This window comes from Neobacillus niacini NBRC 15566 (assembly GCF_001591505.1).
In the GTDB taxonomy this organism is placed as follows: domain Bacteria; phylum Bacillota; class Bacilli; order Bacillales; family Cytobacillaceae; genus Neobacillus; species Neobacillus niacini.
The window spans coordinates 112,588-125,590 of sequence record NZ_BCVA01000001.1 but is presented as its reverse complement, the minus strand read 5'-3'; the positions used below and the strand labels follow the sequence as shown (position 1 = coordinate 125,590).

Genomic DNA, 13,003 nt, shown 5'->3' with positions numbered 1-13,003 from the left:
ATTAAGGGTAATCTATTTTTATTAATTAGAAAGTTTTAAATGGAAAAGAAAAAGGAGGCAGACTAGAATGGCAGTTAATACATATAAACGAGTATTTTTAATCGTAATGGACTCTGTTGGAATTGGTGAATCACCTGATGCAGATAAGTTTGGCGATAAAGGTGCAGATACCCTGGGACATATTGCCGAAAGAATGAACGGTCTAAATATGCCAAACATGGGTCAGTTAGGTTTAAGCAATATCCGCGAAATTAAAGGGATTGAAAAAGCCTCGAAACCCATAGCATACTATACAAAAATGATGGAAGCATCGAATGGCAAGGATACTATGACAGGTCACTGGGAAATAATGGGTTTGAATATCCAAACGCCATTTCGTGTATTCCCTGAAGGATTCCCGGATGAGCTTCTTTCAGAACTAGAAGAACGCACAGGCAGAAAAATTATTGGCAATAAACCCGCTAGTGGAACAGAAATATTGGATGAACTAGGGGAAGAGCATATGAAAACAGGAGCCTTGATTGTCTACACTTCTGCAGACTCAGTACTTCAAATTGCTGCACATGAAGAAATCATTCCAATTGAAGAACAATATAAGATCTGTAAAATTGCTCGTGAGTTAACACTTGATGAAAAATACATGGTCGGCCGCGTTATCGCTCGTCCATTCTTGGGTGAACCGGGTAATTTTAAGCGAACAGCTAATCGTCATGACTATGCATTAAAACCATTTGATAGAACCGTTATGAATGAGATGAAAGATGCTGGATTAGATGTCATTGCAATTGGAAAAATCTCAGATATTTATGATGGAGAGGGAGTTACCCAGTCTTTAAGGACGATTTCCAATATGGATGGCATGGATAAGCTTGTACAGACACTGGATATGGACTTTACGGGAATGAGTTTTTTAAATTTAGTTGATTTTGATGCACTATATGGACACCGCCGCGATCCAGAAGGCTATGGGAATGCACTACAAGAATATGATGCACGCCTTCCCGAAGTGTTTGCAAAGTTAACAGAAGACGATTTGTTAATCATTACAGCTGACCACGGAAATGATCCAGTAGCACCGGGAACGGACCACACACGTGAATATGTCCCACTCATTGTCTATTCGAAGAGAATGTCAGAGGGTAAAGAACTTCCTATTAGAGAAACATTTGCTGATATTGGAGCCACGGTTGCAGATAACTTTAAAGTGAAAATGCCTAATTACGGAAAAAGTTTTTTAAATGAACTAATATAAAAGGGGTATGAATATGAATATCGAGAAAATCCAAAATGCAGCAGGCTTTTTAAAAGAGAAATATTCAAATACACCAAAAATCGGACTTATCTTAGGCTCTGGTCTTGGTGTTCTAGCGGATGAAATTGAGAATCCTGTAAAGATACCATACAATGAAATCCCTGATTTCCCAATTTCAACAGTTGAAGGGCATGCCGGACAGCTTGTTTTTGGAGTCTTGGAGGGAGTGGAAGTGGTTGCGATGCAAGGTCGTTTCCATTTTTACGAAGGGTACGGTATGGACAAAGTAACCTTCCCTGTACGAGTGATGAAAGAATTAGGTGTGGACATGTTAATCGTAACGAATGCTGCAGGCGGGGTCAATGAAAGTTTTGAAGCAGGAGATCTTATGATTATTAGTGACCATATTAATTTTACAGGAGCTAACCCTTTAATAGGTCCCAATGATTCCAAATTTGGTCCCCGTTTCCCTGATATGTCAGAAGCCTATACAAAAGAATTACGCAATGCAGCAAAAGAGGTTGCATCCCGCTTAAATATTAATGTGAAAGAAGGCGTATATTTCGGATTTTCAGGACCAGTCTATGAAACTCCAGCTGAAATTAGAATGGTTAGAACACTTGGAGGCGACGCTGTTGGTATGTCAACAGTCCCTGAAGTCATCGTTGCCCGCCATGGGGGGATGAAGGTCCTGGGGATTTCTTGTATTACGAATATGGCTGCTGGAATTCTAGATCAGCCTTTATCACATGAAGAAGTTATTGAAACAACCGAAAGAGTAAAAGCAAACTTTCTATTATATATTAAAGAAATTGTTAAAAGCATAGCGGTATAATCTTATAAAAGTGGTGATAAAAATGAGAATGGTTGACTTAATTGAGAAAAAAAGAGATGGGCAGGAACTGACTACTGAAGAAATAAAATATATTATCAATGGATACACAGATGGTTCTATACCAGATTATCAGGTTAGTGCTCTAACCATGGCAATCTTTTTCCAAGGGATGACAGAAAAAGAAAGAGCAGATTTAACGATGGCCATGGTTGAATCTGGCGATCAAATTGATTTGTCACAAATAGAAGGAATAAAAGTGGATAAGCATTCCACCGGCGGGGTTGGGGATACAACAACACTTGTACTTGGACCACTTGTTGCCGCATTGGGTGTTCCTGTTGCGAAAATGTCAGGGCGGGGTTTAGGCCATACCGGCGGAACCATTGACAAATTAGAAGCAGTAAAAGGATTTCATGTTGAAATCGAGAACGAAGAATTTATCGAATTGGTTAACAAAAACAAGATTGCTGTCATTGGACAAAGTGGCAATTTAACTCCTGCTGATAAAAAGTTATATGCGTTAAGGGATGTAACAGCAACGGTTAATAGTATTCCGCTAATTGCAGGCTCAATTATGAGCAAAAAAATTGCTGCTGGTGCTGATGCAATTGTTCTAGATGTAAAAACGGGTGCAGGTGCATTCATGAAGACAATTGACGACTCAAGAGAACTGGCAAAAGCAATGGTGAGTATCGGAAACAATGTCGGCAGACGAACGATGGCAGTTATCTCTGATATGAGTCAGCCGCTTGGGTTTGCAATCGGAAATGCGCTTGAAGTGAAGGAAGCGATTGATACTTTAAAGGGTGAAGGACCGGAGGATTTAACAGAGCTTTGTTTAACTCTTGGAAGTCACATGGTTTACTTAGCAGAAAAAGCAAATTCATTAGAAGAAGCACGCACCATGCTTGAAAATGTTATTAAAGATGGCTCTGCCCTTGAAAAGTTTAAGGTCTTCCTGAGCTCACAAGGTGGCGACGCTTCGATTGTGGATGATCCTTCTAAAATGCCGCAAGCCCAATTTACTTTCGAGTTAGAAGCGAAAGAAGATGGATATGTATCTGAAATTGTTGCAGATGAAGTAGGAACGGCTGCGATGATATTAGGAGCAGGAAGAGCAACGAAAGAATCGGTCATTGATTTAGCTGTTGGTCTTGTTTTAAGAAAGAAAATCGGCGATCAAGTGAAAAAAGGCGAATCATTAGTAACCATTTATAGTAACTTTGAAGATGTAAACGAAGTAAAAGAAATGCTTTATGAAAATATAATTGTATCTCCAAGTAAAGTGGAGGCACCAATCCTTATTCACGAAGAAATAACAGAATAGAACGTTGAAGTATGGTCCAGGAAAATATCCTGGACTTTTTTATTTTATTAACAGGTAAATACTGTATAAAGTTGTTGAATTTGGAAAAAATGGAATCTATATAAAGAATGGAGGGTTATGCGAATGAAACGATATATCTCTTTACTAGTAATAGTCTTGTTAGTAACAAGTCTTTGGATACCATCCGTATCTGCAGAGGAAAAACAAAGTACTGATATCACAGAAAATGTGAGATCCGCGATTTTAATCGAGCGTGACACAGGTCAGATTCTTTATGAAAAAAATAGTAATGAGGAGCTTCCACCTGCGAGTATGACAAAAATTATGACCATGCTGCTAATTATGGAAGCAATTGACCAAGGGAAACTCAAATGGGATGAAAGTGTTCGAACAAGTGAGTATGCTGCATCAATGGGCGGCTCACAAATATTCCTTGAGCCTGGAGAAGAAATGACCGTAAAACAAATGCTTCAGGGTATTGCGATTGGTTCAGGAAATGATGCTTCTGTTGCCATGGCAGAAAAAATTGCCGGATCGGAAGAAGCCTTTGTTGACATGATGAATAACAAAGTAAAAGAACTTGGTTTAAAGAATACCGTTTTTAAAAATACTACTGGCCTTCCAGGAAGCGGTCATTATAGTTCCGCACATGATATGGCGATTATGGCCAAGGAACTATTAAAATATGAGGATATAACAAAGTTTACTGGAATGTACGAAGCGTATCTTCGTGAAAACACCGATAAAAAGTTTTGGCTTGTTAATACCAATAAACTAGTTCGCTTTTATCCTGGAGTAGATGGTCTAAAAACCGGCTTTACTGGTGAAGCAAAATACTGTCTTACTGCAACTGCACAGAAGGATGGAATGCGTGTAATTGCTGTGGTCTTTGGGGCGCCAACCTCTAAGGAAAGAAACGCTCAAGTAACAAAAATGCTAAATTATGCGTTCGCTCAATATCAAACACACCCAATGTTCAAACGAAATGAAGTAATTGGTAATGCCCACGTGAACAAGGGGAAAGACAAAAAAGTTGAAGCAGTAACAAGCGAGCCACTTTCTTTACTTACTAAAAAAGGCGAAAAGACTGAGGATGTAACACGGAAAGTAAAAATTAATAAAAACCTTAACGCACCTATAAAAAAAGGGGATAAGGTTGGAACGATCCAGTTTGTAAAAGACGGAAAAGTACTCCTTGAAAGTGAATTGGTTGCCAAAAATAATGTAACAGAAGCAACCTGGTGGACCCTATATAAACGTGCATTTGGGATGTTCACAAAAGCAGGATCATAAGCACGGTGCTTCCGCTTTTCGTGTCGAATACCTACTTTTTTTAGCAAATATCAACTAGTTTTGTCTTGAGAGAAGGAGATTGTCCTTACGGTAACGAATTGACTCACTATACCAGATGAAGGAGGCTAGGATATAGTGAGTCTTAACATTGAAATGGAAATTAAACATGATGTTTTATTGCTGCGTTTAAGTGGTGAACTAGATCATCATACTGCCGACGATTTACGGGAACAGGCAGCTCATGCAATAGAAAAGAATGAAATTCGTCATATAATTTTAAATCTTGAACAGCTTTCTTTTATGGATAGCTCGGGATTAGGAGTCATTTTAGGGCGGTACAAGCAAATAAAGCAGGTGCATGGTGAAATGGTCGTTTGTGCAATTTCCCCAGCAATACAACGTTTATTCGATATGTCGGGGATGTTTAAGATTATCAAGCTAGAACCGACAGAAGAATTTGCATTGCAAAGATTGGGGGTGGCCTGAGATGAAGAATCAGATGAATCTTCAATTCAGTGCTTTAAGTCAAAATGAATCATTTGCTCGTGTCACGGTTGCAGCTTTTATCGCACAGCTTGACCCTACTATGGATGAACTTACTGAAATTAAAACTGTTGTATCTGAAGCAGTAACCAACTCCATTATACATGGTTATGAAAATGACCCGGATGGGATTGTTTATATCCAAGTAACAATTGAGGATAATTTAGTGGATATTTCAATTAAAGATGTTGGATTAGGAATTGTAGATGTGGAAGAAGCTCGACAGCCATTATTTACAACGAAGCCAGATTTAGAAAGGTCTGGTATGGGATTCACTATCATGGAAAATTTCATGGATGAGGTTGAGGTTCTCACACAACCAGGTAAAGGAACCGAAGTAAGACTAAAAAAGCATTTACACACAAGCAAAATGCTATGCAATTAAGGAGACTTGCCAATGGATGTGGAGGTCAAAAAAGATAAAGCGCAAACGTATTTAAAGGACCATGAAGTGAAGGAATTGATTAAAAAAAGCCAAGACGGAGACCAAGCAGCAAGAGACCTAATTGCTGAAAAAAATATGCGTCTTGTTTGGTCCGTTGTCCAGCGGTTTCTAAATAGGGGATATGATCCGGATGATCTTTTCCAAATTGGATGTATCGGATTACTGAAATCAGTGGATAAGTTTGATCTTTCCTATGATGTGAAATTTTCTACCTATGCAGTTCCAATGATTATTGGTGAAATCCAAAGGTTTATACGTGATGATGGAACGGTAAAGGTAAGCCGTTCATTAAAGGAAATGGGAAATCGAATTCGAAAGGCGAAAGATGAATTATCGAAGACATATGGAAGAATTCCAACTGTTAACGAAATTTCAGAACACCTGCAGCTGTCGCCGGAGGATGTTATACTCGCTCAGGAAGCAAGTCGGACGCCATCATCCATTCATGAAACAGTATATGAAAATGATGGAGACCCTATTACTTTATTAGATCAGATCGATGACGGAAACGAAGGCAAATGGTTCGATAAAATCGCCTTAAAAGAAGCAATACGGGAGTTGGATGAACGTGAGCGTCTCATTGTTTACTTACGATATTATAAGGATCAGACTCAATCGGAAGTAGCAGTGAGGCTGGGAATATCTCAAGTTCAAGTTTCCCGGCTTGAAAAAAAGATTTTACAACAAATGAAAGACCGTATGGATCTCTGATGATCCAACGGTCTTTTTGCTGTGTACAGCTAAAAATGGGCCGATAAACATGGTTTGTCAAATTACGGTAACAATTGGCCTAGGATAGTACTCCTCAAATGTAACAATCAGCCGGCGATTTGGGTATTTCTGTTCTTTTTTTAGTAAAGAAAGATTTTTTGCTCATACTAGTTATACAAGTAAATTAATGTGTGGGGAGTGAATGTTTTGGAAAAAACAATCTACATCCGCATGCGGAATCGTGTTCTGGCTAAACCGGAGGAAATTATCTATTTAGACGACATAGCACAGATCATTGCACCAGAAACCATAATCACTATGTTAAAAAAATTAAAAGTCCATCAAATATCTATTCATGACAGAAATATTGTCATTATCGATGTTATGAAAGTTATTAAATTGATTTCCACATTAATTGAGAATGCCGATGTCCAAACCATTGGACCAGCTCAAACGATTGTAGAAGTCATATTAAAGAAAAAGCAAATGTCGTTACCTTTCTTCATCCTTATTTGGTTTTTATTATTTTTTGGTTCTGCGATGGCAATTATGAACTTTCATGACGATGTCAGTATGCGGAGTGTTCAAGAAAAGCTATACAAAATCATTACTGGTGTGGAAGATTCCAAGCCATGGATATTTCAAATCCCCTATTCAGTTGGGTTAGGCCTAGGGATGATTTTATTTTTTAATCATGTGTTTCAAAAAAGAATCAACGAAGAACCAAGTCCCCTGGAAGTAGAGATGTTTAACTATCAAATGGACCTAGATAACTATGTCATCATTCATGAAAATAAGGAAAGTATGAAGCGAACCAATGACGATTAAAGTACTTGCTGTCATGTTTATCGGTCTTGCAGGAGGATTAGCAGTTGGTTCTGGATTTGTTGCTTTTTTAACAGTTCTTGGTATTATCCCGAGACTTACGCAATTAACAAAGACAATGAAAATGATTCGGCATTACGAATGGGCAGTTGTTTTGGGGGCATTAACAGGGATAGCTGGGAGTCTAAGAGATCCTGTCTTAGGGATAAGTCCATATTTTATGGTGCCTCTTGGATTAACTGGAGGAGTTTTTGTTGGGATGTTAGCCGCAGGGTTAACAGAGGCATTAAATGTATTCCCTGTCCTAGCAAAGAGGCTGGGGATTGATGGGAAAATTATTATTCTAATCATGGCAATCGTTTTAGGGAAAATTGCAGGGTCAATTTTTCAATGGGTCTATTTTGTTCATCATTAACGTCAGCCTGTCTAGCTCTAGGCGCCATCGGCTCGAGGTCAAAAGCCGATAAGCAGGCGCCTTTCGCATTTCGATTAAGAAAGGACATCCAAGGAATGAGTATTCGAAGGCGGGTAATATTAATTACTGATGGTGACGAGTATGCAAAGAGGGCAGTAGAAATTGTTGCTCGTGAAGTGGGAGGGCGTTGTATTACGCAGTCTCATGGGAATCCTTCTGCTCTAACAGGGGAGGAGATCGTAAAACTAATTAAAAAGGCTGTTAATGATCCAGTATTAGTTATGTTTGATGATAGTGGACTTGTTGGTGAAGGTGCAGGCGAACGGGCATTAAAGTATGTAGCCACCCATAAGGATATTGAAGTTTTAGGAATTATTGCTGTTGCTTCAAAAACCCATCAAGCAGAGTGGACAAGAATAGATGTAAGTATTGACCGGGATGGTGAGTTAACGCCATATGGCGTAGATAAACACGGTATCCCAGAGCTAGAGATTGGAAGATTAAATGGTGATACGGTTTACTGCCTTGATGAATTAGATGTTCCCATTATCGTCGGAATCGGAGATGTGGGAAAAATGGCGCGGCGTGACCACTATGAACGCGGAGCACCCATTACAAAAAAAGCCGTGGAATTAATACTCGAAAGGAGTGGGTTTCGTGACGAGAGAGAAAGAACACGCATGGCCGATACCTGAATCGCTACAAGAAATTGAACATTATATGAAACAGCGGGTCGGTTTAGGGGTTAGTTTTGACTTTGGTGTTCGCAAGTTAAAAATTCTCAAAAAAGATGTGCACTTCTACTGGATTACTGGATTATGTGATACTCAATTTATTATAGAAACAGTTGAAGAACTTGTTAGAATAAACGACCATGAAAAGTTATCAACGGACCTCTTTAAAATAGTTGAAAACAGGCTCGTGAATCAGTCTGTTCAGCCGGTAAAAACACTTGATGAAATGGTTACCCAGGTATTGTCTGGTCTAATCGTTGTTGTTGTCGAAGGTGCAAATACTGCACTGGCTGTTGACGTCAGAAGTTATCCTGGCCGTAGCCCCCAAGAGCCAGATACAGAAAAAGTCGTTAGAGGTTCTCGGGATGGTTTTGTAGAAAATATTGTATTGAATACGGCTTTAACAAGAAGAAGAATTCGGGATGAACGATTGCGGTTTGAAATACTGAAGGTCGGTGAGCGTTCAAAAACAGATATAGCGATCGGCTACATAAATGACATTGCAGACCCGGATTTAGTCAATATCATTAGAAAAGAGCTAAAGGCGATTAGTGTTGATGGCATTCCCATGGCAGATAAAACAGTTGAAGAGTTTATCTTAAAACAAGGATTTAATCCTTATCCATTAGTCAGGTATACAGAACGTGCTGATGTAGCGGCAGCACATCTTTTAGAGGGGCATGTGGTTATATATGTTGATACCTCACCAAGTGTAATTATTGCACCAACCACTTATTTTCATCATGTGCAACATGCAGAGGAGTTCCGTGAATCTCCTGTTATGGGTACGTTTGTACGTTGGTCTCGATTTCTAGGTATTTTAACATCGATATTTTTGCTTCCATTATGGATGTTATTTGTGTTAGAACCATCCTTGCTGCCAGAAAGGCTTTCATTTATTGGACCAAATGAGCATACCAATATTCCAATTGTACTACAGATTTTATTAGCAGATTTCGGGCTGGAGTTTTTAAAAATCGCAGCAATACATACTCCTACGCCTCTTTCAACAGCAATGGGGTTAATTGCTGCCGTGTTAATTGGCCAGATTGCTATCGATGTTGGATTATTTGTTCCAGAAGTAATCCTATATGTTGCTGTTGCTGGTATTGGTTCCTTTACGACACCAAGCTATGAGCTAAGTGTTGCAAATAAAATAGCCAGAATGATTCTAGTAATTCTTGTGGCAATCTTCCATACACCGGGCTTTGTAATCGGCGCTACTCTGTTGTTTATTCATTTAGTCACAACACGTGCCCTTAATACTCCATATTTTTGGCCATTTCTCCCTTTTGAGCCTAAGGGATTTTTACAAATTATTTTCCGCCGTGCAGTTCCCGGGTCGTTATTTCGGCCTAGTATCGTACATCCGAGGAATCGATACCGTCAACCGCCGGGTGAACAATAACTTATTGCGGAATGCAAAAGGTTATGCTACAGTATTTTTAATTGTATAAAGTTTGTTTTCTTAAAGAGTGTTGTTAAAATCTTAAAGCCGATTTTAACGTGGAAATAGCTATTTTGCACTAAGAATTTAGTTTGCAGGCTCTTTTCTTATTTAATTTTATCCCAAAATGCAACAAAGTTTAAGAAAAGAGCCCATATAAAAGGATAAGAAGCTAAAATAGGCAGTATCCTTTCTGGATCCTGTCTATTTATTATAACTTTTTTAAAGTACGCACCATACACTAATAAAGAGTCTTTACGGAGAGAGGGAAGGAAATGTATTTTTACGGGACAACAGGCGTAAACGGCAAGGGAAATTTGGAAATAGGCGGAGTAGATGCAGTAGAGTTGACCGAGCAATTTGGAACACCTCTCTATGTTTATGACGTATCATTAATGAGGGAACGAGCTAGAGGATTTAAGAAGACATTTGAAGAGCAAAACGTGAAAGCACAGGTCGCTTATGCAAGTAAAGCATTTTCGACGATTGCCATGCTTCAACTGGCGGAGGAAGAAGGTCTATCGCTTGATGTTGTATCTGGTGGAGAGTTATATACGGCCATCGCTGCAGGGTTTCCATCTGAGAGAATTCATTTTCATGGAAACAATAAGAGTAGAGAAGAATTAGAAATGGCGTTAGATCACAAAATTGGCTGTATCGTGGTTGATAATTTTTATGAATTAGATCTATTGAAAACCATCTGTCTTGAAAAAAGTGAAACCATCAGCATTTTGCTTCGGGTAACACCTGGCATTGAAGCGCATACACATGATTACATCTTAACAGGGCAGGAAGATTCTAAGTTTGGATTTGATTTGCAAAATGGACAAGCCGAAGAGGCATTAATGAACGCACTTCGGGTTAAGCAATTTGATGTTTTAGGACTGCATTGTCACATTGGCTCACAAATTTTTGAAACAACTGGTTTCTTGCTCGCAGCTGATAAAATTGTTGGCAAAATGAATCAATGGAAAAACACGTTAAATTTTGAAGCTAAGGTTTTAAATCTTGGCGGCGGTTTTGGAATACGCTATACAAGTGAAGATGAGCCACTGTTACCTTCACAATATGTTAGTGAAATTATTAAAGAAGTGAAGAGATTGATACAGCAATACTCCATGGAAATGCCAGAGATTTGGATAGAGCCTGGACGCTCACTTGTTGGTGACGCAGGTACGACTCTATATCAAATAGGTTCCTCGAAAGAAGTTCCAGGAGTTAGAAAATATTTAGCTGTTGATGGTGGAATGAGTGACAATATTAGACCTGCTCTCTATCAGGCTAAGTATGAAGCTGTTTTGGCAAATAGACCTTTAGCCGAAGCGACGGCAAAGGTTTCTATAGCAGGTAAATGCTGTGAATCAGGTGATATGCTGATTTGGGATTTACCACTCCCAGAGACAGAGGAAGATGACCTTTTGGCTGTATTTTGCACAGGGGCATATGGATATGCGATGGCAAACAATTATAATCGAATACCACGCCCTGCAGTCGTATTTGTAGAGAACGGCAAAGCAACTCTTGTCGTTAAAAGAGAAACGTATCAAGATCTGCTTCGGTTAGATCTTCCCTTAAAATAAATTAGCTGCCGCAATGCGGCAGTTTATTTATTTTGTTTCTTAAATGGATTATTTTTTAAATATAGTGTAGAATGACAACATGTACGCTATCTTCAAATTACATTTGGAGGATTTCTCATGAAGAAAAGTAATTGGACGGTTTTTAGTCTCCTTGTTGGACTTGCCCTGCTATGGGGGATTATTTATTGGGTTTTTATTGTACCAAAATAATAATGCTAATTGGGATTGATAGATAAACAATTATTATGTATGATTGACAATAATGAAACACTTTACGAATTTGACTACATATTATAGAGAAAACTGTTTATATAAGATGGTTAGAAAAAATATACTATCCCCTAATCTGGGTTTATTTAATATAATGAGGGAGCTATTATGTTAATTCGTTATAAGAAAACATTTGAAAAAATAGCCATGGGCTTATTGTCCTTTATGCCAACTGAAAAGGACTTGAAGAAACTCCAGTTAACCATTAAGGAGTATGAAACAGAAGAAAACTTGCAGCTTTTTCTATGGAAGGAAGAAGATATTATCGGACTTATTGGGGTTCAAATGAATGAACATGATTCTTCCATAATGATTCAACACATTTCTGTCAATCCCTCACACCGCTATCAAGGGGTGGGGAAACGAATGGTTAAAGCCTTGAAGGATTTGTATCCAGAAAAGAATATAACAGCTAATAATAATACTGCACCGTTTGTTGAAAAATGTGATTTTTGCTAACCCTATAATAGAAAGGCAACGAAAAATTATTCGTTGCCTTTTTTATTCATCATCGCTTTCATTCGTTCTTTTATAACGTCAGTACGGTCTCGTAACATATGTCTATGAATAATAGATTCATCATCAAAATTACTTTCTTGTCCCCAGTTAAACCCTTTGTTTTCACATTCCTTTATGCAGGCTTCTAAAAGTAGGGGATCAGAAATCGGCAATGTAATGGTTTGGTAGCTTTCTTCATTAGCAGCTTGCGCTAACAGTTTTGTAAGCAAAGGGAAAATTAGATCACAATCCAATCCAAGAAGGTTTAACTCCCGATCATGGCCAGAAAAGATTTTTATCGCTTTTTCCAATGTACGTTTAGCGCCATTAAAGTTTCTTCGTCGATGATGGTACCTTGAAACCGCCAAAAGGATAAAGCCTACCCAAGTAGAATCTTTACTTTTGTCGTTAGATTCTTTCCAATACTCTTCTAGTATCTCATGGCATTCAAAATAATCTCTGTCTCCATTAAAATGGACTAAAAATTCAATATACTGCGCTGGGTACAAAAAATCACCCCTAATTGATTAGATATGTACAGTGTAGCACATAATCAATGTTTCTTCAGTATTCCCCTATGGGAAAAACCCGCCTAAGAAAGGCGGGCTCGCTTGGATTTAATCTCTAACTTAGAACCAAGAAGCACCAACGATAATTAACAGAATAAATAGTACCACGATTAATGCAAAACCGCCTCCGAAACCGCATCCATCAGACATGTGTCAAAACCTCCTATATGTTTTGTTATTCTTTTCACTCTCATCATATGTACAGTCCCTGTCCAGTGTTATGGGCAAACATCAATTTTTCAATAAATAGCGAAGCCAA

General features: G+C 38.5%; 15 protein-coding genes. 13 read left to right on the top strand and 2 right to left on the bottom strand.

Translation table 11 applies throughout. The features are described from left to right. The first annotated feature begins 67 nt into the window (after nucleotides 1-67). The 13 genes from deoB (at nucleotide 68) to BANA01_RS00620 (ending at nucleotide 12,136) form a co-directional block, all read left to right on the top strand. A complete protein-coding gene (gene deoB / locus BANA01_RS00680) occupies nucleotides 68-1,252 on the top strand; it encodes a phosphopentomutase (protein ID WP_034673245.1) in 1,185 nt (394 codons plus the stop codon). 13 nt (nucleotides 1,253-1,265) lie between these two features. Further along, nucleotides 1,266-2,087: a purine-nucleoside phosphorylase gene (locus BANA01_RS00675; RefSeq protein ID WP_063251249.1), complete on the top strand. Its 822-nt coding sequence runs from the start codon at nucleotides 1,266-1,268 to the stop codon at nucleotides 2,085-2,087. Nucleotides 2,088-2,109: 22 nt separating this feature from the next. Further along, nucleotides 2,110-3,414 (top strand): pyrimidine-nucleoside phosphorylase, encoded by a 1,305-nt coding sequence (locus tag BANA01_RS00670; RefSeq protein WP_034677298.1) that lies wholly within the window; start codon nucleotides 2,110-2,112, stop codon nucleotides 3,412-3,414. Nucleotides 3,415-3,537: 123 nt separating this feature from the next. Next, nucleotides 3,538-4,707 carry a D-alanyl-D-alanine carboxypeptidase family protein gene (locus tag BANA01_RS00665; protein WP_034677301.1) on the top strand — a complete coding sequence of 390 codons (1,170 nt, stop codon included), beginning with the start codon at nucleotides 3,538-3,540 and terminating at the stop codon, nucleotides 4,705-4,707. Between the two features lie 135 nt (nucleotides 4,708-4,842). Beyond that, nucleotides 4,843-5,193 carry an anti-sigma F factor antagonist gene (gene spoIIAA / locus BANA01_RS00660; protein ID WP_034677303.1) on the top strand — a complete coding sequence of 117 codons (351 nt, stop codon included), beginning with the start codon at nucleotides 4,843-4,845 and terminating at the stop codon, nucleotides 5,191-5,193. Nucleotide 5,194: 1 nt separating this feature from the next. Next, on the top strand, nucleotides 5,195-5,635 hold the full coding sequence (gene spoIIAB / locus BANA01_RS00655) for an anti-sigma F factor (RefSeq protein ID WP_034677305.1): 441 nt from the start codon (nucleotides 5,195-5,197) through the stop codon (nucleotides 5,633-5,635). Nucleotides 5,636-5,647: 12 nt separating this feature from the next. Beyond that, nucleotides 5,648-6,406 (top strand): RNA polymerase sporulation sigma factor SigF, encoded by a 759-nt coding sequence (gene sigF, locus BANA01_RS00650; protein ID WP_034677308.1) that lies wholly within the window; start codon nucleotides 5,648-5,650, stop codon nucleotides 6,404-6,406. Between the two features lie 207 nt (nucleotides 6,407-6,613). Next, a complete protein-coding gene (locus BANA01_RS00645) occupies nucleotides 6,614-7,234 on the top strand; it encodes a stage V sporulation protein AA (protein WP_034677310.1) in 621 nt (206 codons plus the stop codon). Then, nucleotides 7,224-7,646 carry a stage V sporulation protein AB gene (locus tag BANA01_RS00640; RefSeq protein WP_034677314.1) on the top strand — a complete coding sequence of 141 codons (423 nt, stop codon included), beginning with the start codon at nucleotides 7,224-7,226 and terminating at the stop codon, nucleotides 7,644-7,646. The genes BANA01_RS00645 and BANA01_RS00640 overlap by 11 nt, the downstream gene beginning before the upstream one ends. 95 nt (nucleotides 7,647-7,741) lie before the next feature. Further along, complete coding sequence (gene spoVAEA, locus BANA01_RS00635; protein ID WP_034677330.1) at nucleotides 7,742-8,341, top strand: stage V sporulation protein SpoVABEA; 600 nt, start codon at nucleotides 7,742-7,744, stop codon at nucleotides 8,339-8,341. Next, a complete protein-coding gene (locus BANA01_RS00630; RefSeq protein WP_034677316.1) occupies nucleotides 8,304-9,788 on the top strand; it encodes a spore germination protein in 1,485 nt (494 codons plus the stop codon). The genes spoVAEA and BANA01_RS00630 overlap by 38 nt, the downstream gene beginning before the upstream one ends. Before the next feature lie 314 nt (nucleotides 9,789-10,102). Next, a complete protein-coding gene (gene lysA, locus BANA01_RS00625; protein WP_034677318.1) occupies nucleotides 10,103-11,407 on the top strand; it encodes a diaminopimelate decarboxylase in 1,305 nt (434 codons plus the stop codon). A gap of 378 nt (nucleotides 11,408-11,785) precedes the next feature. Then, on the top strand, nucleotides 11,786-12,136 hold the full coding sequence (locus BANA01_RS00620; protein ID WP_034677320.1) for a GNAT family N-acetyltransferase: 351 nt from the start codon (nucleotides 11,786-11,788) through the stop codon (nucleotides 12,134-12,136). A 26-nt stretch (nucleotides 12,137-12,162) separates the two neighbouring features. On the opposite strand, the gene BANA01_RS00615 is transcribed toward BANA01_RS00620, so the two are convergent. Then, entirely contained in the window at nucleotides 12,163-12,684 is a 522-nt protein-coding gene (locus BANA01_RS00615; protein ID WP_034677323.1) for a DUF309 domain-containing protein, read from the bottom strand. 120 nt (nucleotides 12,685-12,804) lie between these two features. Beyond that, nucleotides 12,805-12,894, bottom strand: coding sequence for a YjcZ family sporulation protein (locus tag BANA01_RS00610; RefSeq protein ID WP_063251248.1), 90 nt, complete (start codon nucleotides 12,892-12,894; stop codon nucleotides 12,805-12,807). Between the last annotated feature and the right edge of the window lie 109 nt (nucleotides 12,895-13,003).

Coding starts and splice junctions, on each gene's coding strand:
- BANA01_RS00675 (WP_063251249.1), top strand. CDS start 1,266: ATGAATATCGAGAAAATCCAAAATGCAGCAGGCTTTTTAAAAGAGAAA.
- BANA01_RS00610 (WP_063251248.1), bottom strand. CDS start 12,894: ATGTCTGATGGATGCGGTTTCGGAGGCGGTTTTGCATTAATCGTGGTA.
- BANA01_RS00670 (WP_034677298.1), top strand. CDS start 2,110: ATGAGAATGGTTGACTTAATTGAGAAAAAAAGAGATGGGCAGGAACTG.
- spoVAEA (WP_034677330.1), top strand. CDS start 7,742: ATGAGTATTCGAAGGCGGGTAATATTAATTACTGATGGTGACGAGTAT.
- lysA (WP_034677318.1), top strand. CDS start 10,103: ATGTATTTTTACGGGACAACAGGCGTAAACGGCAAGGGAAATTTGGAA.
- sigF (WP_034677308.1), top strand. CDS start 5,648: ATGGATGTGGAGGTCAAAAAAGATAAAGCGCAAACGTATTTAAAGGAC.
- BANA01_RS00665 (WP_034677301.1), top strand. CDS start 3,538: ATGAAACGATATATCTCTTTACTAGTAATAGTCTTGTTAGTAACAAGT.
- BANA01_RS00640 (WP_034677314.1), top strand. CDS start 7,224: ATGACGATTAAAGTACTTGCTGTCATGTTTATCGGTCTTGCAGGAGGA.
- deoB (WP_034673245.1), top strand. CDS start 68: ATGGCAGTTAATACATATAAACGAGTATTTTTAATCGTAATGGACTCT.
- spoIIAB (WP_034677305.1), top strand. CDS start 5,195: ATGAAGAATCAGATGAATCTTCAATTCAGTGCTTTAAGTCAAAATGAA.
- BANA01_RS00620 (WP_034677320.1), top strand. CDS start 11,786: ATGTTAATTCGTTATAAGAAAACATTTGAAAAAATAGCCATGGGCTTA.